Here is a 22412-nt window from a genome sequence, read left to right as displayed (position 1 = left end):
GTTCGACAAGGTAAAGCGGTCGTCGCGGCCCTTGCGGCGAAACTGCGGGTAGCGGGCCCGTTTCGAAAAAAAATTCTCGAAGGCCTGGCCGAGCTGGATGATCGCCATCTGCGGCGCGTTCTTGGTCACCTCGAGCATCCAGGGAAACTGGTCGCGTTTGACGGCGTTCAGTTGCCGCCGCAGCGACAACTGCGAGGGGGCCGGGAGCGCCGGGTTGTTCTGGCGCGCCAGGAACTGCTTCTGCCACTCGGCCAGCGCCCAGTTGTAGGCGAAGCGGGCGGTGCCGGCTGCGCGCGCCAGATGGGTCGCCTGCGCGTTGTTCGGGACGAGCCGGACCCGATGCGCCGCTAGCACTGTGCCTCCTGTACGACCTTGCGCACGCCGTCGATCAGCTTGCGGTTCTTGTGGCTTCGGCTTCCGTACAGCCGGGCGGAGAACACAGTGACGATCTCGAGCACGTCGAGGGCCAGCTCTTCCTCGAAGCTGCTTTCCTCGCCCTGGTTGATGATGACCACCTCGACCTGCTTCGCCTCGCATAGGGCGAACACCAGCTCGGCGCCGAAGCGCAGCAGGCGGTCCTTGTTCGTGAGCACGATGTGGCCGACGCCACCTGCGAGAATGGCGTCGAGCAGTTTCTTCAACCCCCGCTTGTGGTAGTTCATGCCCGAGCCGAGGTCTGCCACCTCCTCGAAGGTCCAGCCCCGGCTGGCGCAATACAGCTCAAGCACCTGTTTCTGGCGTTCGAGGTCGCCCTTCTGTTCGTGGCTCGAAACACGCGCATACGCCTGGGTGGCGCGCGGCCCCGATGCGCCGTGCAGTTGTTCCGGGAGCAAGGCGGCGAGGTCGTAGCGGCGCTGCCCGCTTGCGGTCCTGGTCGGGACCAGCCTCCCCGACGCTTCCCAGCGGCGCAAGGTGGTTGCCGAAACGCCCAGGGCCTTTGCCGCTGCGCTGATGGGTACGAGCTTACTCATGATAAGTAAGACTGGTGATGAATGAGAAGGTTCCTGATTCACAGTAAAACCCTTCCTCCAGGGCCGCTGCGCCGAGCTGGACACCAACGCCTTCGCCACCCGCCTGATGGGCCGGCGCGCAATCTGCGTGAGCGGCCACGAGGCTTCGCGCATGTTCTGGCAGCCGGGCCGCTTCACGCGGCGCGGCGCCATCCCGCCGACCACCCTGATGCTGCTGCAGGATGCCGGCAGCGCCGAGACGCTCGACGGCGAGGACCACCGCCACCGCAAGGCGATGATGATGTCGCTGCAGACCCCAGGCGACCGCGCGCGCATGGTGACGATCGCGCAGGAAGAATGGCGCGCCCGGGTCGGCGGCTGGCCCGCCCGGCGCCGCGTGCGCCTGTTCGACGAGACCGAAAGCGTGCTGTGCGCCGCGGCCTGCCGCTGGCCCCGGAGCCGGGCAGCCCGCTGGCCGTGATCGCCCGCCACCGCGACCGCGACGAACAGGCGCTGCAGGTCGACGTCGCCGCCAACGAACTGATCAACGTGGTGCGCCCGGTGGTCGCGGTGGCGCGCTACATCGTCTTCGGCGCCCTGGCGCTGCACGACTACCCCGAATGGCGCGCGCGCGTCGCCACCGCCACCGGCGACGACGCCACGCTCACCGCGTTTGCCCAGGAAGTACGGCGCTTCCATCCCTTCTTCCCGGCGGTCGGCGGGCGGGTGCTGGATGCGTTCGACTGGCGCGGCCTGCACTTTGCGGAAGGCACCTGGGTGCTGTTCGACATGCACGGCACCAACCACGACCCGCGGCTGTGGCCGGAACCGGAGCGCTTCAAGCCGGAGCGTTTCATGGGCTGGCAGGGCGACGGCTTCGACCTGGTCGCGCAGGGCGGAGGCGACTACCTGACCGGGCACCGCTGCCCCGGCGAAGCGATGACGGTGGACCTGGTGAAGGCCGCGCTGCACCTGCTCGCCTCGGAAGTGGTGTACACGGTGCCGCGCCAGGACCTGAGCATCAGCCTGTCGCGCATGCCGACCATGCCGGCGAGCGGGCTCCAGATCGAGGTGGCGGCGCCGGTGCGGTGAAAGGATGACAGCCGTTAGCTGATAGCGTAGTTGTTAGCCGTAAAACGCCATGCGCGCCACTGGCGCCCATGGCCCCCGGCGAAGGCCGGGGCCCAAGTTTGTTGAGCAGCCGGTACGCATGCAGAAATTGGGTTCCGGCCTTCGCCGGAAGTCGTAGGCGCCAGTGGCGCGTACGACGGGCCAACACTGAGAGTTCGTGTATGGGTTGATCAGCGCAGTGCCGGCTCGACCCGCTGCGCAGCGTCATGCGCGCCACTGGCGCCCATGACCCGGTTGCGCCCCTGCGACTTGGCCTCGTACATGGCCAGGTCGGCGGCGCGCAGCAGTTCCTCGGCATCCATGCCGTCGTCCGGGAACAGCGCAATGCCCAGGCTGCCCGAGATGCGGTGCACCAGCTCGCCGTCATCGAACGGCTGGTTCAGCTGGATCAGGATGTTTTCCGCTACCTTGAGCGCGTCAGGCAGTGCTTCGCAGCGCGGCAGCAGCAGCACGAATTCGTCGCCGCCGACGCGCGCCAGCGTATCGGCCTCGCGCAGGCCCGCGCGCAGGCGGCGCGCCACCAGCTGCAGCAGGCGGTCGCCGGCCGCGTGGCCGTGGCTGTCGTTGACCGGCTTGAACTCGTCGAGATCGAAGTAGATCAGCGCCACCTTGTGCCCGTCGCGGCTGGCGGCGCGGATCGCCTGGCGCAGGCGGTCGCCCAGCAGCACGCGGTTGGGCAGGCCTGTCAGCGCATCCTCGTGCGCCATGCGGCGCATGCGCGCCTCTTCGAGCTTGCGCGCGTCGATGTTGGAGAAGGTGCCGACCATGCGCATCGGCTGGCCCAGCTCGTCGCGTTCGCTGATGGTGCCGCGCGCATCGATCCAGCTCCAGTCGCCGCTCTGCTTGCGCACCCGGAACTCGGCCGCGAAGTCCGGGCTGCGCCCGGCCAGGTGGCTGCGCAGCTGGGTGCGCAGCTGCGGCAGGTCTTCGTGGTGGACGATGGCGTCGAGCGCGCTGCCGTACCATGAGATCACCGCGCGTTCGGTATCGAGGATCATCTGGGCGCGCGCCGACAGCGTGGCCAGGCCGGTGACGACGTCGCAGTCCCACACGCCATCGCCGGTAGCGGTGAGCGCCAGCTTCCAGCGCGCCTCGGCGGCGGCCAGCGCCTTGAGGGCGCGGCGGCGCCGTTCGGCGGCGCCCAGCGCGGCCCAGCCCAGCACGGTGAGCACGAAGGACACCGCGGCGCCGACCCAGCTCAAGGCATTGCGCTGCTGGGCGAAGCGCGCCTGGGCATCCTGCACGGCTTCGCCGACCGTCACCACCATGCCGTAGTCCGGCAGCTTGTGCCAGGCATAGAAGCGGTCGACCCCGTCGAACTGGCTGAGGCGGCGGAAGGTCCCCGTGACCGGGCTGTGGCCGGCATACGGGTTATTCGTCAGGAACCGGCCCATGCCGTGGCTGGCGCTGCCGCGGGTGCTGCGCGCGATGACGGCGCCATCGATGCGGATCAGCGACACGGCGGCATGGGGCCCCAGGTCGATGTCCTCGTAGAAGCGCACGAAATAGTCGGGCGAGACGGCGGCGATGATCACGCCCTGCAGGCGCCCTTGCGCGTCGCGGATCGAGCGGCTGAACTGCACCGCCCAGGCATCGGTCAGCCTGCAGATCAGCGGCCGGCTGACATAGATGCGGTCGTCGCTGATATCGAGGTGGGCCTGGTAGCCGGGCGAGTCGCTCAGGTCCAGCCCGGTGTGCGCGGGACCGGCATTGGTGTAGGCGATCCTGCCTTTCGCGTCGAGCACGGTGACGAACATCGGCACCCGGTTGCGCAGGTAGCGCGTGTTCTCGCCCACCATCTGGGTGAAGCCGTCGCGGTCGCGCTGCCAGGTGGAGCGCAGCTGGATCAACGACAGGTCGACGATGCCGACGGTGGCGCGCACTTCCTCGGTGAACACGCGCGCATAGTTGCGCAGGTCGCGCATGCTGCCCGCCTTGGCGATCGCGGCGAAGCGCGCCTGCTCCACCGCCACCAGTCCCCAGACGATGGGCAGCATGATGGCCAGGTAGATGGCGAGGTCGCGCAGCACCCGCGGACGAAGCAGGTTCGCCAGGCGTGAGCGCCATGAGGGCTTGGAAGTAGAGGAAGACGTAGGCATGACGGCGAGCTTGCGGCAACCGGTATCTGGCATTAAGAGGCGAAGCCGGGCGTCATGCTCGCGCCCGCAAAACTCATGGATCGCGCCCGTGGTGATCCGATCCATTATACATACAGTTTCCTGTTGGAACTTACTGTTGACGTAAAATTTGACGATTCCAGCGATTTCTCTTTACGATGAAAGAATATTCCATACTGAACAGTAAGATGAAATACTATTTCATCAATGCATGGCCGCGCGGTCTGTCATGACGCATGCTAGAGTGACATCATGAAACCGATCTACAACGCGGCGGGCGTACTGGCGCTACTGCTGGGCATCCTGGGCCTGTTCCTGCCCCTGCTGCCGACCACGCCCTTCCTGCTGCTGGCCTCCTGGTGCTTCGCGCGGGGCTCGGAGCGCCTGCACCGCTGGCTGCTGTCGCACCGCGTGTTCGGCGAATACCTGCGCAATTTCGAAGCCGGCCGCGGCATCCCGCTGAAGGCCAAGATCCTCGCCACGGTCATGCTGTGGGGCTCGCTGCTGCTGGCGATGCGCCGCTTTTACGACACTGGCAGCCCGCTCATCCCCGCCCTGCTGGCGCTCACCGGCGCCTGCGTCAGCATCTACCTCTGGCGTTTCCTGCCTACCCTGCGCCTCGACCCCGCCAAGCGCTAGCCGCAGCATTTTACGCGCCTTGCCACACGTCGCCTGAATTTGTACTATCATTAGTTACATGAGACGCGACAGCAAACTATCCTCGGTACTCCACGTGCTGCTGCACCTGGCCCACAGCGACCATCCGATGACCTCGGAAGAAATGGCCCGCTTCCTCGACACCAACCCGGTGCTGGTGCGGCGCGTGCTGGCCGGCCTGCGCGAGCGCGGCTACATCAGCTCGAACCGCGGCCACGGCGGCGGCTGGAGCATCACCTGCGACCTGGGCCAGGTGACGCTGCGCGACATCTACGAGGCCGTCGGCGCCCCTTCCTTCTTCGCGATGGGCAACCGCAGCGAAAAGACCGCCTGCCTGGTCGAGCAAAGCGTCAACGCCGCCCTGGGCAATGCTCTCGACGAAGCCGAGGCCCTGCTGCTGCGCCAGCTCGGCGACGTCACCCTGGCCGACCTGTCGCAGGACTTCAACCGGCGCTTCGACGAATTCAAGCGCACCCATCCCCACACGAGGTTCCACCATGAACATGACCCAGTTTGATGCCATCGTCATCGGCGGCAGCTATGCCGGCCTGTCCGCCGCCCTGCAACTGGCCAGGGCCCGGCGCCGGATACTGGTCGTAGACGCCGGCCAGCGCCGCAACCGCTTCGCCAGCGAGTCGCACGGTTTCCTGACCCGCGACGGCCACCTGGCTGCCGACATTGCCCAGGCCGGCCGCAACGAGGTAGCCGCCTACGACACCGTCGCGTGGATCGACGCCAGCGCCGTCGACGCGCGCCCGGATGGCGAGGGCTTCACGGTCGACTTGGATGGCAAGGGGCAGGTGCGCGGCCGCCGCCTGGTGCTGGCCACCGGCGTGCGCGACGAGCTGGCGCCCATCGAAGGCCTGGCCGAGCGCTGGGGCCGCAGCGTGTTCCACTGCCCCTACTGCCACGGCTACGAGCTGCAGCAGGGCGCGATCGGCGTCCTCGCCTACGACGAGATGGCCTTCCACCAGGCCATGCTGCTGCCCGACTGGGGCAAGGTGACGCTGTTCACCAACGGCCGCTATGCGCCCGACGCCGAGCAGGGCGCCGCCATGGAGAAGCGCGGCGTGCTCGCCATCGACGACACGCCGGTCCTGCGCATCGAGGACAGCGCCACCGTCGTGCTGGCCGATGGCCGCCGCATCCCGCACGCGGGCCTGTTCACCTATGGCCGCCTGCACATGGCGAGCCCAATTGCAGAGCAGCTCGGCTGCGAATTCGACGAAGGCCCGCTCGGGCCCTTCATCCGCACCGACATGACGAAGCAGACCACCGTGCCCGGCGTGTTCGCCGGCGGCGACGCCACGCGCGCGGCCGGCAACGTGGCCATGGCCGTGGCCGACGGCGCGATGGCAGGTCTGGGGGCGCACCGCTCGCTGGTGTTCGCTTAGTTCCCTAGGAACAGCTGCGCCGCAGCCGCCCCTGGCTGTCGGCCGGATAGCTCAGCAGGATGGTGTCGGTGCGCTGGCCGGGCATCCAGGCCATCTCCACGTCGCCCGATCGCGAAGCGAACAGGTGCGGACCGACCTCCTCCAGCTGGACCCGCCGCCGCTTGTCGAACTCGGCAATGAGCCGCTCGTCGAGATGGATCAGGTCCAGCCGGTGGCCGTTCGACAGGGCGTAGCTGCCGACGACTTCGTCGGCCAGCTGGGTGCCGGTGGAAATGCCTCCACTCGGGGCGCCCATGGCATCGCGCTGGGCGGTGATGTTGACCTTGCCCTGCGGGCCGCACTGGACAGCGGGCGCAAGCGGCGCGGCCAGCAGCAAGGCGGCCGCGACAAGTAAATGGTAGCTGCGCATGACTTCTCCTCGTGATTGATCGGATGGTCAGCCGCGCCACGGCGGCCGTCCTGAAGGTCAGACAGCGAAAGTCATGCGGGCGGTCCATCGCAGCATGAGAAGGCATTGAGCACGATCAAACACATGGCGGATTGCAGGCGATCGCGGATAATGGAAGCCTCATCAGCCATGGCGCAGCATATGGAAATCCAGTTCCTCGGCACCTCTTCCGGCGTACCGACCAGGTCGCGCAACATGACGGCGATCGCGATCCGCACGCGCGGCGCCAGGCACTGGTCGCTGGTCGACTGCGCGGAAGGCACGCAGCACCGGCTGCTGCGCACGAATCTGTCGCCGATGAGCCTGCGCGCGATCTTCATCACCCACCTGCACGGCGACCACTGCTACGGCCTGCCCGGCCTGCTGGCCAGCGCCGGCATGCTGGGCCGCACGGAAGCATTGACCATCGTTGGCCCGCCGCCACTGCGCGGAATGATCGAATGCATCATGGAAGCGTCACAGCTGACCCTGCCCTACCCCATCGAATGGGTGGCGATCGACGCGCTGGCGCACACCGACGTCCTGCCCGACCTGCGGGTGCGCGCCACCAGGCTGTCGCACCGGATCGATTGCTGGGCCTACAGCTTCACCGAGGCGGCGGTGGAGCGCAAACTCGACATCGACAAGCTGAAACTCGGCGGTGTTCCTGGCGGGCCGGCCTGGGGCGAGATCCAGCAGGGACGCAACGTGGTGCTGGACGATGGCCGCGCCCTTGTAGCCGAACAGTTTCTGCTGCCACCGCGGCGGTCGCGCAAGGTGATCATTGCGGGCGACAACGACACGCCCGAGTTGTTAGCGGCCGAGGCGACGGGTGCGGACCTGCTGGTGCACGAGGCGACCTATACGGAAGCGATCCTGCACAAGGTGGGGCCGGAACCGCAGCACAGCTCGGCCGCGATGGTGGCGCGCGTGGCGCAGCTGGCCAAGGTGCCGAACCTGATCCTCACCCACTTCAGCCCGCGCTACCTGGACCCCAAGCAGGCGAATGGGAAGGTCTTGACGCTGGACGACATCGAGCGCGAGGCGCGTGAGCATTACACAGGTAAGCTGGCGCTGGCGCGCGACTTCGCGAGTTACGAGCTCAGGAAGGATGGCAGCTTGCATCTGCTGCCGTAAAATCGCCCCATGCCCAAGAAAAACCCCATCTTCCCCGGACCCAATACATCGCGTGGCGCCGTGCTCGCCGTGCTGCTGTCGAATGAAGACCAGCTGGGCAGCGAGCCGCTGCGCGGCCGCATTACCCTGGCCGCCATCGTCCGCGCGCTCAAGCGCAAGTACCACTGGCCGATCGAGACCGAGAGCTTTCCGTCCAATAGCGCGGATGGGCGGGCGACCTGGGCGACGGTCTACAGCTTGCCAGCTGATGTGATCACGCGGGCGCTGAACGCCGGTGGGCGTGACTGGCTGAAGAGCCGGAAGGCTGGCGCATCTGGTGATCAAGGAATGTAGTCATGGACAAGCGACCCTTCGACATCGACGTGGCGCTCGCACGCATCGAGGACGCCGTGCGACCCTGGCCGAAGGCGGCGCTGTTCCAGCTGGCGGAGGAAGGTTTTAGTTCGACCTTCGAGCAGCTGCTGGCCTGCATCATCTCGATCCGCACCTATGACGAAGTGACGCTGCCGGTGTCGCGCACGCTGTTCGCGCGGGCGCGCACGCCCTCGGCGGTCACGGAGCTGTCCTGGAAAGAGCTGGACGCCCTGATCAGCCCCAGCACCTTTCATGAACGCAAGGCGAACCAGATCCTTGCCATTGCACGCCAGGTGCATCCATGGCGGCGTGTGTCGCGATATTCACCGAGCCCAAAAGCCAATATCTCGCAAGTCCTTGAGGTTCCACAATAGATCGTGCGGACTTTCGGCGTGATGATTAGACGATCATCAATTGCGAATGGGGGGGCGCGTCATGAAAAGGCCCATCTATAAAGTCTTGTATGTCCAGGTATTGGTCGCGATTATTGTCGGTGTCTTGCTGGGCATATATGATCCGGGCATCGCCACCGCGATGAAGCCGCTGGGAGACGGCTTCGTCAAACTGATCAAGATGATCATCGCCCCGGTGATCTTTTGTACCGTCGTCACGGGCATCGCCGGCATGCAGGACATGAAAAAGGTCGGCCGCGTCGGCGGCAAGGCCCTGATCTACTTCGAGATCGTATCGACCTTCGCGCTGGCGATCGGCCTGGTCGTCGCCAACCTGATCAAACCGGGCGCCGGTTTCAACGTCGACCCGACCCACCTCGACACCCACGCGATCGCGCAGTACACGGACAAGACCAAGTCGCTGTCGACCGTGGACTTCCTGATGAACATCATCCCGAACACCTTCGTGGACGCGTTCGCCAAAGGCGAGATCCTGCAAGTCCTGCTGATCGCCATCCTGTTCGGCCTCGCACTGTCCTTCCTGGGTGAGCGCGGCAGGCCGCTGGCGCGCCTCATCGAGGACATCTCGCACGCCATCTTCGGCGTCGTGAACATCATCATGAAGGCCGCCCCGATCGGAGCGTTCGGCACCATGGCCTTTACCATCGGCAAGTACGGCATCAGGTCGCTGATCCCGCTGGCCTCGCTCATCGGCTCGTTCTACCTGACCTGCGCGCTGTTCATCGTGCTGGTGCTGGGCTTCATCGCCCGCATGACCGGCTTCTCGATCTTCCGCTACCTTGCCTACATCAAGGAAGAGCTGCTGATCGTGCTGGGCACGAGCTCGTCGGAAAGCGCCCTGCCCGCCCTGATGCGCAAGATGGAAAAGCTGGGCTGCCCGAAATCGGTCGTGGGCCTCGTCGTGCCGACCGGCTATTCGTTCAACCTGGACGGCACCAACATCTACATGACGATGGCCGCCCTGTTCGTTGCGCAAGCCACCAATACCCACCTGACCCTGATGCAGCAACTTACGATCCTGTTCGTTGCGATGCTGACCTCGAAAGGCGCCTCGGGCATCACTGGCGCCGGCTTCATCACGCTGGCCGCGACGCTGGCCGTCCGGGCGCGCGACTGCGGTAGAAGTTGTCCCCGACAATCGTCCGTACCTGCTCGAGATTCCAGTATTCGGTGATCTCGTCAGCCTTCACGATCAACCCCTCGGGAGGAACCTGGTCACCCCCATAGCGCCACAACTCGAGCTGCACCATCACCTGCGCCCCGGACAATCCGGTCTCCCTGATGCATTGCTGGATCGCCAGGGCGACCTCCGGGGTCAGGAATGTCAGGGAGGTCACGCACAACTTCTGATTGTGGTCTCCGTAGTCGTCGTCGACCACCCAGAAATCGGCCCGTCCGAACGCATTCTCGTCGCCAAACCGTTTGCAAGTGACGACCAGAGCGTCGTACAGCCGCTTCCATCTCGGATCGACCGGGTCGTCGTCGTCGTCGAGGGCACCGCTTTCGCAAGTGTCCTGCTTGGTTGGGTCATTCACTGGCACGAAGTCCTCCGCCTGCTGGCGTGTCACCTTGCTACAGTCGGTATTGTTGTCGACCCTCCACTGCTTGTAGAGTTCCTCCACAGCGTCACTCTACTTGGAATGTTCCTTGCTCCAACCGTGACCGCCCGGTTCGGTACGCGCACCTGGTGCCGGCCCAGATGGCCAGGAACGCGGCCGTTATCGATTCCCTGCTGCACGACACTACGTCACAGTGCCGTTTGCAGGGCTAACAAAAAAGGGACTACGGAACACCGTAACCCCTTGATTCATCAGTATAAATTTTGGTAGGCCTCCCCGGAGTCGAACCGGGCACCAACGGATTATGAGTCCGCTGCTCTAACCAGGCATGAGCTAGAGGCCCAGAAATCGGGACAGTGACAAGCTGGAAAAACGCTCGCCACCCGCTTCAGCGGCGCGGTACCGTGAAGCAGAGTGGCGAGAGGATATTGCTTTTACTGCAGGTCCGTCAAGCTCAGACTACAACAATCAGCCGCCGCTGCCCTCGAGGAAGCTCTTCAGCTTGTCCGAGCGCGACGGGTGACGCAGCTTGCGCAGCGCCTTGGCTTCGATCTGGCGGATGCGCTCGCGGGTCACGTCGAACTGCTTGCCCACCTCTTCCAGCGTGTGGTCGGTCGACATCTCGATACCGAAGCGCATGCGCAGCACCTTGGCTTCGCGTGGGGTCAGCGAATCGAGCACGTCCTTCACCACACCGCGCATCGAGGCGTGCAGCGCGGCGTCCGAGGGCGCCAGCGTGTTGTTGTCCTCGATGAAGTCGCCCAGGTGCGAATCGTCGTCGTCGCCGATCGGCGTCTCCATCGAAATCGGCTCCTTCGCGATCTTCATGATCTTCCGGATTTTGTCTTCCGGCATCTCCATCTTGATGGCGAGGGTGGCCGGATCCGGCTCGGCGCCGGTCTCCTGCAGGATCTGGCGCGAGATCCGGTTCATCTTGTTGATGGTCTCGATCATGTGCACCGGAATACGGATGGTGCGCGCCTGGTCCGCGATCGAGCGGGTGATGGCCTGGCGGATCCACCACGTCGCATAGGTCGAGAACTTGTAGCCGCGGCGGTATTCGAACTTGTCCACCGCCTTCATCAGGCCAATGTTGCCTTCCTGGATCAGGTCGAGGAACTGCAGGCCGCGGTTGGTGTATTTCTTGGCGATCGAGATCACCAGGCGCAGGTTGGCCTCGGTCATTTCGCGCTTGGCCTTGCGCGCCTTCATTTCGCCGGCAGCCATTTGCCGGTTGATGTTGCGCAGGTCCGGCAGCGGCAGCACGACCCTGGCTTGCAGGTCGATCAGGCGCTGCTGCAATTCCTTGATGGTCGGGATGTTACGGCCCAGGATGGCGCTGTAGGCGTGGCCGGCGTTGACTTCGCCATCCACCCAGTCCAGGTTGGTCTCGTTGCCCGGGAAGACCTTGATGAAGTGGGCGCGCGGCATGCCGCAGCGGTTCACGGCCACGTCCAGGATCTGCTTCTCGATGTGGCGCACTTCGTCCACCTGGCCGCGCAGGGTGTCGCACAGCTTCTCGACTACCTTGGCCGTGAAGCGGATGCCCAGCAGCTCGTTGGAGATCGCGTCCTGCGCCTTGACGTAGGCCTTGCTGTTGTAGCCGTCCTTCTCGAAGGCCTTGCGCATCTTGTCGAACTGGTCGGCGATGTTGCCGAACTTGCCGAGGGCGGCCTGCTTCAGCGCTTCGAGCTGCTCGGCCGAGTAGCCGGCCGCGCCGGAGGCGGTGCCGCTCTCTTCTTCCTCTTCCTCGGCTTCTTCCGCTTCGTCCTCGTCCTCGTCCTCGTCGTCGGTCGAGGTCGGGGCCACCGCGGTCGGCGACGTGTTTTCGTCTTCGTCCGGATCGACCATGCCGTCGACGATCTCGTCGATCTTGATCTCGTCCTTCTCGATCTTGTTGGCGGCCTCGATGATCTCGGCGATGGTCACCGGGCAGGCCGAGATGGCCTGGATCATGTCCTTCAGGCCGTCTTCGATGCGCTTGGCGATCTCGATCTCGCCTTCGCGGGTCAAGAGCTCGACCGAACCCATCTCGCGCATGTACATGCGCACCGGGTCGGTGGTGCGGCCGAAGTCGGAGTCGACGGTCGACAGCGCCGCCTCGGCGGCCGCTTCGGCTTCGTCGTCGCTGGTGGCGTTCGGGACGTTATCGGATAGCAGCAGGGTTTCGGCGTCAGGGGCGTGCTCGTAGACGGCGATGCCCATGTCGTTGAAGGTGCCGATGATGCCTTCGATCGCTTCCGGATCGACGATGTTGTCTGGCAGGTGGTCGTTGATCTCGGAGTACGTGAGGAAGCCGCGCTCCTTGCCCGACTTGATCAGGGCCTTGAGCTTGTTGCGGCGGATCTCGAGCTCTTCTTCGCTCGCTTCGGTATCCGAGGAGAACGCATCCTTCAGCAACGCCTTTTCCTTGGCCTTGCGGTCCTTGGCCTTGGCCTTGTCCGCGGCCTTCAGTTCGGCGCGCTCGACCGCGTTCAGCGCGGCGATCTCGTCGTTCTCGGGCGTGAATTCCTTGGGCTTGCGGCCACGGCGTCCCGGGACCTTGACGGACGGCAGGACGTAACCGGACGTGTCGATGGCGGCCAGTGCGGCCGCATCGGTCGTCGCGTTAACCGGTGCCGGGCTCGCCGTACGAACCTCGGCCTGGTCTTGGCCTTTGTCCACCTTGGCGGACGCTCTCGTGGTTTTTGCAGCCACTTTGGTTTCGGGTTTCTTGGTTGGCACAGGCGCTTTCGAAGTCACAACGACTAACTTTACGATGGTTAAAGATAAAGTTTTTTGTTACCTTACATCACCCTGCAGGCAACGAACCGTTGCCTCGCTAACTGAAACTCCACGCCCCGATTGAAACGAAAAATGGTTTCAACAGTTGCAATAGTTAGCGTTTTATTATAGCACGCACCCCTATTTTTCCAAGTTGCACAAATGTTCACACTTGTGGCCGTCCCACGGCCTTACCGGGTGGTCATTGCTGCCGCATCTTCGCTTTCCAGGATGCCCAGCGCAGCTTTGATTTCGTGATAGCGAGCACTTACCTGATCTGGGGGCAGGCCCGAAGAAAACAACTGGTTAAGTTCTTGATTCAACACGTCCTTCTTGATTTGGCGCACAGCGCTGAGTAGCCAGATCCGATCTGCCTCAACGTCCGATTCCGGCTCCGCAGCGATTTCCGATATCAAACTGTCGTATTCTGCCGTCACTTCTTTTAACTGTTGTGACAAGGCGGCGAAGGTGCCGTACTCGCCGAGTCCTTGGGCCAGGTGCACCAGGTGGCGCAGCGCGTCGGCGGATTCCTGGCCGAAATAGTCGAACGAGGCCAGCGCCTCGTCGTTCAGCGACTGCGCCAGCTGCGGATGCGACACTAGGATGCGCAGCATCTGCAGTTCGAGCCCCACCGGTTTCGGACGGCCCTGGCGCGGCGGCGCGCGGCGCACCACCGATACTGGCTTTGACAGTTCGAACAGCGATTCGATCTCGGCCGACGACGATTCGGTCAGGTTCGCCAGCCCGCGTACGATCTGCAGGCGCAGCGCGGTCGGCGCCATCGCCTGCAGCATCGGCTTGGCCTCGTGCTGGGCATGCGCCCTGCCCTCCGGCGTATCGAGATCGTGCTCGGCCGTCACTTCGCGCAGCAGGAATTGCGACAGCGGCATCGCGTCGTGGATTTCCTGCTCGAAGGCCTCGGCACCGCGCTCGCGCACGAAGCTGTCCGGATCGTGCTCTTGCGGCAGGAACAGGAACTTGATGATCTTGTCGTCCGTCACCTGCGGCAGGCAGGCTTCCAGCGCGCGGCGGGCGGCGCGGCGGCCGGCCTTGTCGCCGTCGAAGCTGAAGATCACGGTATCGGTCTGGCGCAGCAGCTTTTGTACGTGGGTGCTGGTGCAGGCGGTGCCGAGCGTCGCCACGGCCTGCGGGAAGCCCAACTGGGCCAGGGCGACCACGTCCATGTAGCCTTCCGTCACCAGCACGTAGCCGGCGTCGCGGATGCTCTGGCGCGCCTCGAACAGGCCGTACAGCTCCAGGCCTTTCTGGAACAGCGGCGTCTCGGGCGAGTTCAGGTATTTCGGTTCGCCGCCGTCGAGCACGCGGCCGCCGAAGCCGATCACCTGTCCTTTGGTATTACGGATCGGGAACATGATGCGCTCGCGGAAGCGGTCGTAGCGTTTCTTGTTGTTGCCGTCCTCGTCGACCTTGTCGATCACCAGGCCGGATTCCACCAGGGCCAGGGCGTCGTAGTCGGGGAAGACCGAGCGCAGGTTGTCCCAGCCGCCGGGGGCGTAGCCCATGCCGAAGCGGGCCGCCACTTCGCCGGTGAGGCCGCGGTTCTTCAGGTAGGCGATGGCGTTGGGCGCTTCGCGCAGCTGGGCGCGGTAGTAGGCGCAGGCCTGGGTGAGCGCTTCGGTCATCGCCAGCGACTGGGCCTGCTGGGCGGCGCGCTGCTGCGGCGGGATCTTGTCGTCCTGGTCCGGGACCACCATGCCCACGTTCTGGGCCAGGTCCTTGACGGCATCGACGAAGCCCATGCCGGAGTATTCGATCAGGAAGCCGATCGCGGTGCCGTGGGCGCCGCAGCCGAAGCAATGATAGAACTGCTTGGTCGGGCTGACAGTGAAGCTGGGGGACTTTTCGTTGTGGAACGGGCACAGGCCCATGTAGTTGGCCCCGCCCTTTTTCAGCTGGACGTAGCGGCCGACGATGTCGACGATGTCGACACGATTGAGCAAATCGGTAATGAAGGATTGCGGAATCACTAGGAGGTACTCAGTGTTTGTCTCAACTCAGACTATACCGCAGCGGTGACTGCAAATTGATTTATGACAAGGCATCCGTTTGGATGGGGTCGGCTGTGGAAAGCATGCGTCACGGCCATGTTCAAGCTGGCTGAACGCGCGGTCGGCAGAGCCGACCACCCTACGTAGGGTGCACGGCTTTGCCGTGCACGCGTTCAACTACATCGCGATTAGCCGCCAGTCAGCGCTTTTTTGACCAGGCCCGACACCACGGTCATGTCGGCACGTCCCGCCAGCTTCGGCTTGAGCACGCCCATCACCTTGCCCATGTCCTGCGGACCGGCGGCGCCGGTCGAGGCCACGGCTGCCGCCACTTCGGCAGCAATTTCCTCATCCGACAAGCCGGCCGGCATGTAGGTCGACAGGATCGCCAGCTCGGCTTTCTCGATATCGGCCAGGTCGGCACGGCCGCCGGCTTCGAACTGGGTGATCGAATCCTTGCGCTGCTTGATCATCTTCTCGACGATGGCCAGGGTCTGGGCGTCGTCCAGCTCGATCTGCTCGTCGACTTCCTTGCGCTTGATCTCGGCAAGGATCAGGCGGATGGTGGCCAGGCGGGCGCTTTCCTTTGCGCGCATCGCGGCTTTCATGTCCTCGGTGAGTTGTGCTTTCAGGCTCATGGATTCTCCCGTCTGGTAGAGCTAAATGTATGGATAAAAACGACAAAACCCGCCGCGGCAAAAACCGGAGCGGGCTTGCGGACGCTCAGCGACTCGCCGGGACTAAAGTCACCGAGGCAAGCCGTCAATGCCGTCTGATTAGTACAGCTTCTTCGGCAGCTGCTGGCTGCGGATGCGCTTGTAGTGACGCTTCACTGCGGCGGCCAGCTTGCGCTTGCGCTCTGCAGTCGGCTTCTCGTAGAACTCGCGGGCGCGCAGTTCGGTCAGCAGACCGGTTTTTTCGATAGTGCGCTTGAAGCGACGCATAGCGACTTCGAACGGCTCGTTTTCTTTAAGGCGGATAGTGGTCATGTAAAAATGAAACCGTTGGATTTAGGAAGAACGAAAGTGTAGCATCATTTGCCGATCAGTGGAAGCTTTTAGCAAATGTCCCACAATTGCCACACACCTCAAACGCTGGTGCCGGCGGCATGGCCCGAGGCCCACGCCCACTGGAAGTTGTAGCCGCCCAGCCAGCCGGTCACGTCGACCGTTTCGCCGATGAAGTACAGGCCCGGCACCTTGTTCGCCATCATGGTCTGCTGCGACAGCTCGCGCGTGTCCACGCCGCCCAGCGTCACCTCGGCCTTCTTGTAGCCTTCCGAACCGGTCGGAACGATGGCCCAGCGGTTGATGGCGTCGCCCAGCTTGCGCAGTTTGGCGTCGGCCATGTCGGCCAGGCGCGCGTCCGGCGCGAAACCGTTGGCCACCAGCAGGCCGTCGGCCAGGCGCGCCGGCAGCCATTGCGCCAGCACGTTGCCGAGCTGCTTCCTGACCGTGGTTTTCATCGAGATCAGCTCCTCGGCCACGTCCATCTCGGGCAGCAGGTCGAGCACGATCGGGGTGCCGGGCTGCCAGTAGCTCGAGATCTGCAGGATCGCCGGACCAGACAGGCCGCGGTGGGTGAACAGCAGGTCTTCGCGGAAGTGGCCGCGCTGCGCCTTGCCCTTCCCCTTGCCGCTGCCGCCGGTGCTCACCTCCACTTCCAGCGCGATGCCGGCCAGCGGAACAAAGGCTTCCCAGCTGGGACCATCGAAGGTCAGCGGCACCAGGCCCGGACGCGGCTCGACGATCTGCAGGTCGAACTGCTTCGCGATGCGGTAGCCCAGGTCGGTGGCGCCGATCTTCGGGATCGACAGGCCGCCGGTGGCGATCACCAGGCTGTCGCATTCAATGTCGCCGCCTTCCGCCGTGATGTGGAAGCCTGTGCCGGACTTTTCGATGCTGCCGACCTTGCAGGGCATGCGCCAGCTGACCTCGCCCGCCGCGCACTCGGCACGCAGCATCCCGATGATCTGCTCGGACGAGTCGTCGCAGAACAACTGGCCCTTGTGCTTCTCGTGCCAGGCGATGCGGTGCTTCTTGACCAGGGCAAGAAAATCCTGCGGGGTGTAGCGCGACAGCGCGCTGCGGCAGAAATGCGGGTTCTGCGACAGGAAGTTGGCCGGACCGGCGCCGATGTTGGTGAAGTTGCAGCGGCCGCCGCCGGAAATGCGGATCTTTTCGGCCAGGCGCGTGGCATGGTCGAGCAGCACCACGCGCCTGCCGCGCTGAGCAGCCACCGCCGCGCACATCATGCCGGCGGCGCCTGCGCCGATTACCGCTACATCATAGTGTTTTGCCATGTCCTGCCGTGTCCCGCCGGTTGCCCGTCAATCGCCAAACCGGCCATTGTATACGGTTCAGGGGTACGGCGGAACGCTAGCCCCCGTCCGCGCTCCTCACGTCCAGGTCGCGCCCGTTGAGCACCGTCCCGTCCCTGGCGATCGTCATCATGTGCATGCCGGTGTCCGTCAGCCCCAGGCGCTTGAGCTGTTCCGGCGACACCCGCAGGAAGTACTCGCCCGGGAAGATCCCGCTGATGACGAAGTAGCCGTCGGCGGCGCTGGTCATGGTGGCCACCACCTTGCGCGACGCGTCCACCAGTTCCAGCGTCAGGTCGCCGATGGCGCGCCGTTTGCCGTCGGCATACAGGTAGGTGGTGCCGTCGACCTCGCCCGTCAGGTTCACCGCAAACTCGACCTGGCTCACCTTGCCGGGACGCGGCACGATGCGCACGCCCGGCACGCGCGGCTGCCATTGTGGATCGTCGAGCGTGTTCGGATCCAGTCCGAGGTCGGTGTTCTGGTGCGCCGGCAGGCGCGGCAGGTAGGCAATGCCGCCGGCATTGGTGCGCACGGCGTAATTGGCGCCATTGACCGTGAAGCCAGCCCCCTGGATCGCTTCGTCCGCGCCATCCATGATGCCGTTCAGGTCCTTATCGAGGAACACCCGGATCGAGGCCGCGCCCATGCCGGCCATCGGCTGGGCGTCCGTCATGAGGCGGCGGCTGCGTGGCTCCAGTCCCATGGCCATGAATAACTGCAGGCCCAGCCCGTAGTCGCGGCGGTTCGTATAGAAGCCGTTGATCCCCAGCCCATAGTTGCCCAGGCTCTTGTTGAGTCCACCAAAAGCACGCAGCTCGCGGCCCTGGAAGCTGCGTATCAGCCCGAGGTTCAGGAGGTAGCCATCGCTCATCGCGACATCCGCCGACACGGCCGCGCTGCCCAGCGCCGCCTCCGGCAGGATCGCGTACTGCAGTTGGCCGCTCAGACCGATGCCGGCCACGCGCCGGCTCACCTGGAACTGGCCGTCCGCCACTTCAGTGCCGCCGATCGACGCGTAGCGCAAGCCCTTGGTCAGCGCGACGCCGTTGCGGTAGGCCGAGACGCGGCCCTGCACGTCGATGTTGCGCATGCCGGATGCCAGCCGATCGTTGTGCAGCTGCAGCGCCACCGGGTAGAACTGATTGCCGCCCGGCGCCACCACGCCTTCGACCCGCAGCTCGTCGCGCAGCCGTACCGGGTCGGCGGCCCGGCTAAAGAATTCACTCTGGAAGCGGTCGAGCCGGGCGCGGCTGGCCGACAGCGACACGTTGCCGATGCGGGTCTTCAGGCCCAGCTGCGCCAGGCTGCCGCCGTCCTGCGCCTTGACGGCGTCCGCCGTCGCAATCAGGCCGTTCCAGTAGCCGCGCAGGCCGAGGTTGGCATAGCTGCGTGACGCGCCATCGAACGTGGGCACGCGCTGCCAGCCCCCGACGGCGTTGATGCGCTCGCTCATGCCCCATTCGAACTGCGCCAGCGCGCGCTCCTGCCCCAGGATGTCGCGGTGCGCGCCGACGTCGTAGTACAGGGCGCCGCGCGGCACCGCCGACTGTTCCAGCAGGAAGCTCTGGCGCTCGACCCGCAACTGGCCCAGCGGCCCGTGGAACACCAGCCGGAATTCGTTGGGGCCGTAGGCCAGCGGCTGGTCCTCGAAGCTGTACTTGCCGTCCGGGCGCGACTGCTGGAAACCGACCAGCGCGTCGTTGTAGAACAGCTCGACGTCCCAGCCCGGCGGCAGCGGACCCTGCAGGGTGTGGCGTTCGAAGCTGGTCGGCTGGTCGAGCGGGCGGTTGCTGAGCAGGACGCCGTTGCCGGTCGGGCTGCTGGCTGCGACGTTGGGCACGCCCGGCAGGGGCACGCTGCCGAACAGGGCGGTGCGCGCCCGCAGCGGCCCGAGCAGGCCGGCTTCCGGATCGTTGCGCCCGAGCGTCAGGCGCACGCCCTGGGAAGGATCGTTCCGATGCCGACTGCCATGGCTGACATACAGGGCCGCTTCCATGCCGAGCAGGTCGGCGGTCAGGTAGCCCGTATAGCTCGCTTCGGCCTGCTTGCGGCCATTGATCTTGCTGGTCGACAGGCCCAGGGTCTGGTCGACGAAGGGAACGCCAGCCAGCCGGTACGGGGTGGCCAGGCGCGGATAGCCCGGGTCCTGGTAGCCTCCCGGCATGCCCGGCAGGCTGCCGCGCTCGCGCCGGGCCAGCCTGGCCTGCAGCGGCAAGGTTTCGCGCGGGCGAACCTGGAGGGCCAGGTTGGGCATGTCGAGCTCGAGGTCCACCGGCAGCAGGCGCGCCATCAGCTTGCTCGCCACATAGATTTCGTCGGCATGCAGCTTGAACTGGGAACGATCGAGCTCTTGCTGCCTGCCCGCGATCTCGAGCATCCGCCCCGGCACGTCGAGGCTGAAGCTCCGGTCTTCGCTGAGGATGTAGCCGCTGGCCCTCCCCTGGCCCGGTGTGACGCGGATGGACAGGGTCAGCAGGCGCGCCATTTCGCCGAGCGGCAGGAACACGTCGCGCCCGATTTCGTAGCCGTTGACGGCATCGGTCAGGACCTGGTTACCGAGCCGCACTTCGAGCAGCACCAGGTTGTCTTCGGATGCCGGCATGGGCGCCGCCACCGCCGCCGGAGGGGCGGCCGGCAGCAACATCAGACCTGCAAGGAGGAAGCCTGTTCGAAATACCTGCATGGTTCGGTCAAGCCTGTGCCGCCGGCACGTTCCGGTAGCACATTAATTCTTAGGGCAGGTCCAGGCTGGCCTGCGCCAGCAGCTTGCCGCCTGCCTCGGGACGGTCGCGGTAGGCCACCTCGAGCGTGCCACCGGCCAGCGTCACGCCCTTGGGCACCTGCAGCGGCAGCGCCGCCTGGCGCACGCGGTTGGGGGTATAGACGGCGACGCCGCCCACCTGCGCCAGGGCCTCCGGCTTGCCGCCGCGCGGAGTGAAGCTGACGCTGACGTCGCCGTACACCGAGCCGGCGCCGTCGCGCTCGAAGCGCAGCACCAGTACCGGGTTCTTGGCTGCATCTTTCTGCAGCGCGAGGCCGGCCAGCTTGACCGTGGCGTCGACGTTCCCGTGGCGCACGATGACCGGCATCGAGGCGCCGACCAGGGCGTTGATCATCACGCCGATCTGGCTGTTCTGGGCGCCCCGGTTCTCGACGCTGGTGCTGCCTTCGGCATCGGGCAGCTTGTCGAACAGCAGGTGCGAGCGGTACTCGCCCTCGGCCAGCTCGGCCGGCTTGCGCAGCATGATGCGCACCGTCTGGGCGGTGCCTGGCTGCAGCGTGATCTGGCGCGGCGAATAGCGCAGCATGCCGTCGGCGAAGCGTTCGCCCTCGCCCGGGGTGTCGGCCGTTTCGAACTGGCCGGCATCCGTCATGCGGCGGTTGACCAGCGAAATGCGGTAGCTGGCCGGCTTCGTGCCGTTGTTGATCAGCTCGACCTGGGCGGCGCGCTGGTTCTTGTCGAACACGATACGGGTCGGATGCAGCATGAGGTCCGCCTGCGCGGGCCAGGACAGGGCCAGCAGGATCATGGCCAGCAGGGCGCACAGCGCCGGGCGAATACGGCGCGAGCCTGGCAGGCCGAAGCGCGGGGCGAACATCGGGGAATACATGGTGAGGAACCTACTGAAAATTGACGGTCAAGGGAAACGAACCGGAATACGTCCCGGCAGGCTGGTTCGGCGCCACGGTCAGGGTCGCGCCGATCGACAGGGTGGTGCCGCCAGTCGGCACCGAGAGGATATTCGTTGGGTTGTTGACGAAATTGTTGACGGCCATGCTGTTGTTGCCGCTGCTCAGGCGAATACCGCCGTTGGCGGGCACCGAGATCACGACCGCCTTGTTGGTGCCGCCGTTGCTGCTGCGGCCCACCGTGAAACCGGCCTGTCCCGTCGACGGGGAATTGAGGAGCACCACGCCGCCGGTGCGGGAACGGACGCCGGCCGGGCTGACGGTGATGGTGCCGCCGGTGCCGGCGACGAAGCGGCCGAAATCGAGGCCGCGCGTGTTGTTGAGTACGATCTGCTGGGCATGTACCCCGGCAATCGCGGAGAGTCCCGCCAGCGCCGCCAGCACTTTCGTGCCGGCGAGCCTGGGGAAACGGTAGTGGCGTACCGGCATGGTCGGGTGCAGGCTGGGCCGCTACCGCGGCGCTCAGTTGTACTCGACGGTGGCGGTGACCGAACCGGCATAGGTGCCGGCCGGCTGGTTGGCGCTGACGGTCAGCACGCCGCCGACGAAGATCGACTGGGCGCCGCCACTGCTCAGGGTACCGGTCGCCACGTCGCCGCTGGTAATCGCGCTGGCGCTGGTGTCGCTGATCCGGGTGAAGGCCATGGTGTTGCTGCCATCGCTCAGCGTGGCGGCGCCGCTGAACACGATCGAGTAGGTCAGGGACGCCGAGCCGGACACGTCGAAACGGGCCGCGCCCGCGGTGCCGCCCGCCAGCGTCACGCCGCCCCCGGCAGTGCGAGCGCCGCCCGGCGTGAGGGTGACGGTGCCGCCCGTTGCGCCGGCTGCGAAGCTGCCGAACGACAGGTTGACCGGTGCGGTGATCGAGATCGGGGTAACCACGGTGCTGGTCGAGGTGGCGGTGGCCTGGGCGGCAACCGCGCTGCCGGCAGCGGCGGTCATCGCCAGTGCGAGGGCAGCGAAGGATAGCTTGGTGAGGCGAGCGTGCTTGGACATTCTGGTCTTCCTTCAGAGTGTGATGGAGCGCATATGTTGCGAGCGAGCTGCTTATGACGACCGGACTACAAAGTGTCACAGAAGAACTATAAATATTGCCTTTCGGTATCGTTTTGCTATCTTGCAAGAAATTAATATCAGTCTATTGAGGAAAATCACATTCAATGAAAAATCGGGATAGGGGCGGCCAATGACGGCCGACCCCTCCCACACCACCCGGCATGCGGGTCCGCACCGGGCGGTTGGAACGGTTGAGGTCATGGTGCCATACCCGGCGCACAATGCCTGCTCTCATCTTTGTTCAACCCGGTCAATCGGGTTCTTCGCTGTCGGAGGAAGCGTCGGCTTCACCTTGGCCTCCAGTTAACGAGCCCCGTTACCGGGCATCTGAAGCATTCCCAATCGAATGGTCGAGCAGATTCCAGCTCCCATTCCTTCGGTCCTTCAGCACCAGTCTTTAGCCTCGCCGGCCATACCAGCACCTACTACGAC

22 protein-coding genes, 1 tRNA gene and 1 pseudogene are annotated in these 22412 nt (G+C 65.2%); 9 read left to right on the top strand and 15 right to left on the bottom strand.

Going from position 1 to position 22412, the window contains the following annotated elements; genetic code table 11:
* Positions 1 to 354 (bottom strand): helix-turn-helix domain-containing protein (locus tag YWC_RS0125685; RefSeq protein WP_027867931.1); only part of this gene is annotated, 354 nt, incomplete at its 3' end.
* Complete coding sequence (locus YWC_RS0125680) at positions 348 to 971, bottom strand: IS607 family transposase (RefSeq protein ID WP_027867930.1); 624 nt, start codon at positions 969 to 971, stop codon at positions 348 to 350. The genes YWC_RS0125685 and YWC_RS0125680, both read right to left, overlap by 7 nt.
* A gap of 127 nt (positions 972 to 1098) precedes the next feature.
* Between YWC_RS0125680 and YWC_RS33435 the strand changes: the two genes are divergently transcribed.
* Together YWC_RS33435 and YWC_RS33430 are read left to right on the top strand one after the other, a co-directional pair.
* Entirely contained in the window at positions 1099 to 1431 is a 333-nt protein-coding gene (locus YWC_RS33435) for a cytochrome P450 family protein (RefSeq protein ID WP_169728160.1), read from the top strand.
* The gene (locus YWC_RS33430) at positions 1380 to 2042 is read left to right on the top strand and encodes a cytochrome P450 (RefSeq protein WP_051306759.1); all 663 of its coding nucleotides are present in this window, start codon (positions 1380 to 1382) and stop codon (positions 2040 to 2042) included. Before YWC_RS33435 ends, YWC_RS33430 begins: the two co-directional genes overlap by 52 nt.
* A gap of 209 nt (positions 2043 to 2251) precedes the next feature.
* Here YWC_RS33430 and YWC_RS30915 read toward each other — a convergent pair whose 3' ends face one another.
* Positions 2252 to 4180 carry a bifunctional diguanylate cyclase/phosphodiesterase gene (locus YWC_RS30915; protein ID WP_051306761.1) on the bottom strand — a complete coding sequence of 643 codons (1929 nt, stop codon included), beginning with the start codon at positions 4178 to 4180 and terminating at the stop codon, positions 2252 to 2254.
* Positions 4181 to 4450: 270 nt separating this feature from the next.
* Here YWC_RS30915 and YWC_RS0125665 point away from each other — a divergent pair, with 270 nt between their 5' ends.
* The 3 genes from YWC_RS0125665 to YWC_RS0125655 are packed head-to-tail and all read left to right on the top strand — an operon-like array spanning position 4451 to position 6249.
* Complete coding sequence (locus tag YWC_RS0125665; protein ID WP_027867929.1) at positions 4451 to 4837, top strand: YbaN family protein; 387 nt, start codon at positions 4451 to 4453, stop codon at positions 4835 to 4837.
* Positions 4838 to 4895: 58 nt separating this feature from the next.
* Positions 4896 to 5372: an RrF2 family transcriptional regulator gene (locus YWC_RS0125660; RefSeq protein ID WP_027867928.1), complete on the top strand. Its 477-nt coding sequence runs from the start codon at positions 4896 to 4898 to the stop codon at positions 5370 to 5372.
* A complete protein-coding gene (locus tag YWC_RS0125655; protein ID WP_371846566.1) occupies positions 5359 to 6249 on the top strand; it encodes an NAD(P)/FAD-dependent oxidoreductase in 891 nt (296 codons plus the stop codon). The genes YWC_RS0125660 and YWC_RS0125655 overlap by 14 nt, the downstream gene beginning before the upstream one ends.
* A gap of 4 nt (positions 6250 to 6253) precedes the next feature.
* Here the strand turns inward: YWC_RS0125655 and YWC_RS0125650 are convergent, their stop codons facing one another.
* Positions 6254 to 6658, bottom strand: a complete 405-nt coding sequence (locus tag YWC_RS0125650) for a hypothetical protein (RefSeq protein WP_027867926.1) — start codon at positions 6656 to 6658, stop codon at positions 6254 to 6256.
* 180 nt (positions 6659 to 6838) lie between these two features.
* Here YWC_RS0125650 and YWC_RS0125645 point away from each other — a divergent pair, with 180 nt between their 5' ends.
* The 4 genes and pseudogenes from YWC_RS0125645 to YWC_RS30905 form a co-directional block, all read left to right on the top strand.
* The gene (locus YWC_RS0125645; RefSeq protein WP_027867925.1) at positions 6839 to 7813 is read left to right on the top strand and encodes a ribonuclease Z; all 975 of its coding nucleotides are present in this window, start codon (positions 6839 to 6841) and stop codon (positions 7811 to 7813) included.
* 9 nt (positions 7814 to 7822) lie between these two features.
* Positions 7823 to 8146: a hypothetical protein gene (locus tag YWC_RS0125640; RefSeq protein ID WP_027867924.1), complete on the top strand. Its 324-nt coding sequence runs from the start codon at positions 7823 to 7825 to the stop codon at positions 8144 to 8146.
* A 2-nt stretch (positions 8147 to 8148) separates the two neighbouring features.
* Positions 8149 to 8541, top strand: a complete 393-nt coding sequence (locus YWC_RS30910) for an endonuclease III domain-containing protein (protein WP_229413202.1) — start codon at positions 8149 to 8151, stop codon at positions 8539 to 8541.
* A 61-nt stretch (positions 8542 to 8602) separates the two neighbouring features.
* Positions 8603 to 9682, top strand: a pseudogene (locus YWC_RS30905) (dicarboxylate/amino acid:cation symporter); the annotation flags it as partial.
* On the opposite strand, the gene YWC_RS0125625 reads toward YWC_RS30905, so the two are convergent.
* The 11 genes from YWC_RS0125625 to YWC_RS30895 all read right to left on the bottom strand — a co-directional run bounded on the left by YWC_RS0125625 (position 9657) and on the right by YWC_RS30895 (position 21920).
* A complete protein-coding gene (locus tag YWC_RS0125625) occupies positions 9657 to 10202 on the bottom strand; it encodes a hypothetical protein (RefSeq protein WP_027867923.1) in 546 nt (181 codons plus the stop codon). The pseudogene YWC_RS30905 and the gene YWC_RS0125625 overlap by 26 nt on opposite strands.
* A 201-nt stretch (positions 10203 to 10403) precedes the next feature.
* Positions 10404 to 10482: transfer RNA gene (locus YWC_RS0125620), tRNA-Ile, on the bottom strand.
* Positions 10483 to 10607: 125 nt separating this feature from the next.
* Positions 10608 to 12803, bottom strand: a complete 2196-nt coding sequence (gene rpoD / locus YWC_RS0125615; protein ID WP_371846564.1) for an RNA polymerase sigma factor RpoD — start codon at positions 12801 to 12803, stop codon at positions 10608 to 10610.
* A 290-nt stretch (positions 12804 to 13093) separates the two neighbouring features.
* On the bottom strand, positions 13094 to 14890 hold the full coding sequence (dnaG, locus tag YWC_RS0125610; RefSeq protein ID WP_027867921.1) for a DNA primase: 1797 nt from the start codon (positions 14888 to 14890) through the stop codon (positions 13094 to 13096).
* 209 nt (positions 14891 to 15099) lie between these two features.
* Positions 15100 to 15549 carry a GatB/YqeY domain-containing protein gene (locus YWC_RS0125605; protein WP_027867920.1) on the bottom strand — a complete coding sequence of 150 codons (450 nt, stop codon included), beginning with the start codon at positions 15547 to 15549 and terminating at the stop codon, positions 15100 to 15102.
* A 138-nt stretch (positions 15550 to 15687) separates the two neighbouring features.
* Positions 15688 to 15900, bottom strand: coding sequence for a 30S ribosomal protein S21 (gene rpsU / locus YWC_RS0125600; RefSeq protein WP_005665410.1), 213 nt, complete (start codon positions 15898 to 15900; stop codon positions 15688 to 15690).
* 98 nt (positions 15901 to 15998) lie between these two features.
* Positions 15999 to 17213 (bottom strand): BaiN/RdsA family NAD(P)/FAD-dependent oxidoreductase, encoded by a 1215-nt coding sequence (locus YWC_RS0125595; RefSeq protein WP_027867919.1) that lies wholly within the window; start codon positions 17211 to 17213, stop codon positions 15999 to 16001.
* A 76-nt stretch (positions 17214 to 17289) separates the two neighbouring features.
* Positions 17290 to 19878, bottom strand: coding sequence for an MSCRAMM family protein (locus YWC_RS0125590; protein WP_027867918.1), 2589 nt, complete (start codon positions 19876 to 19878; stop codon positions 17290 to 17292).
* Between the two features lie 88 nt (positions 19879 to 19966).
* A complete protein-coding gene (locus tag YWC_RS0125585; RefSeq protein WP_229413201.1) occupies positions 19967 to 20845 on the bottom strand; it encodes a fimbrial biogenesis chaperone in 879 nt (292 codons plus the stop codon).
* A gap of 10 nt (positions 20846 to 20855) precedes the next feature.
* Positions 20856 to 21353 (bottom strand): DUF4402 domain-containing protein, encoded by a 498-nt coding sequence (locus YWC_RS30900; protein ID WP_084416603.1) that lies wholly within the window; start codon positions 21351 to 21353, stop codon positions 20856 to 20858.
* 33 nt (positions 21354 to 21386) lie between these two features.
* A complete protein-coding gene (locus YWC_RS30895) occupies positions 21387 to 21920 on the bottom strand; it encodes a DUF4402 domain-containing protein (RefSeq protein ID WP_051306757.1) in 534 nt (177 codons plus the stop codon).
* Positions 21921 to 22412 lie beyond the last annotated feature (492 nt).

Source organism: Massilia alkalitolerans DSM 17462 (assembly GCF_000427785.1).
GTDB classification, from domain to species: domain Bacteria; phylum Pseudomonadota; class Gammaproteobacteria; order Burkholderiales; family Burkholderiaceae_D; genus Telluria; species Telluria alkalitolerans.
Note: the sequence above shows the minus strand (reverse complement) of the source record. Positions and strands in the feature narration are given on the sequence as shown.

Excerpts from the sequence above, each read along its gene's own strand:
- YWC_RS0125660 (WP_027867928.1), top strand. The coding sequence starts at position 4,896 with ATGAGACGCGACAGCAAACTATCCTCGGTACTCCACGTGCTGCTGCAC.
- YWC_RS30895 (WP_051306757.1), bottom strand. The coding sequence starts at position 21,920 with ATGTCCAAGCACGCTCGCCTCACCAAGCTATCCTTCGCTGCCCTCGCA.
- YWC_RS30915 (WP_051306761.1), bottom strand. The coding sequence starts at position 4,180 with ATGCCTACGTCTTCCTCTACTTCCAAGCCCTCATGGCGCTCACGCCTG.
- YWC_RS0125645 (WP_027867925.1), top strand. The coding sequence starts at position 6,839 with ATGGAAATCCAGTTCCTCGGCACCTCTTCCGGCGTACCGACCAGGTCG.
- YWC_RS0125590 (WP_027867918.1), bottom strand. The coding sequence starts at position 19,878 with ATGTTGCTGCCGGCCGCCCCTCCGGCGGCGGTGGCGGCGCCCATGCCG.
- rpsU (WP_005665410.1), bottom strand. The coding sequence starts at position 15,900 with ATGACCACTATCCGCCTTAAAGAAAACGAGCCGTTCGAAGTCGCTATG.
- YWC_RS0125595 (WP_027867919.1), bottom strand. The coding sequence starts at position 17,213 with ATGGCAAAACACTATGATGTAGCGGTAATCGGCGCAGGCGCCGCCGGC.
- YWC_RS30910 (WP_229413202.1), top strand. The coding sequence starts at position 8,149 with ATGGACAAGCGACCCTTCGACATCGACGTGGCGCTCGCACGCATCGAG.
- YWC_RS0125650 (WP_027867926.1), bottom strand. The coding sequence starts at position 6,658 with ATGCGCAGCTACCATTTACTTGTCGCGGCCGCCTTGCTGCTGGCCGCG.
- YWC_RS30900 (WP_084416603.1), bottom strand. The coding sequence starts at position 21,353 with ATGCCGGTACGCCACTACCGTTTCCCCAGGCTCGCCGGCACGAAAGTG.
- YWC_RS0125665 (WP_027867929.1), top strand. The coding sequence starts at position 4,451 with ATGAAACCGATCTACAACGCGGCGGGCGTACTGGCGCTACTGCTGGGC.
- YWC_RS0125640 (WP_027867924.1), top strand. The coding sequence starts at position 7,823 with ATGCCCAAGAAAAACCCCATCTTCCCCGGACCCAATACATCGCGTGGC.
- YWC_RS0125605 (WP_027867920.1), bottom strand. The coding sequence starts at position 15,549 with ATGAGCCTGAAAGCACAACTCACCGAGGACATGAAAGCCGCGATGCGC.
- YWC_RS0125655 (WP_371846566.1), top strand. The coding sequence starts at position 5,359 with ATGACCCAGTTTGATGCCATCGTCATCGGCGGCAGCTATGCCGGCCTG.
- YWC_RS0125585 (WP_229413201.1), bottom strand. The coding sequence starts at position 20,845 with ATGTATTCCCCGATGTTCGCCCCGCGCTTCGGCCTGCCAGGCTCGCGC.
- YWC_RS0125680 (WP_027867930.1), bottom strand. The coding sequence starts at position 971 with ATGAGTAAGCTCGTACCCATCAGCGCAGCGGCAAAGGCCCTGGGCGTT.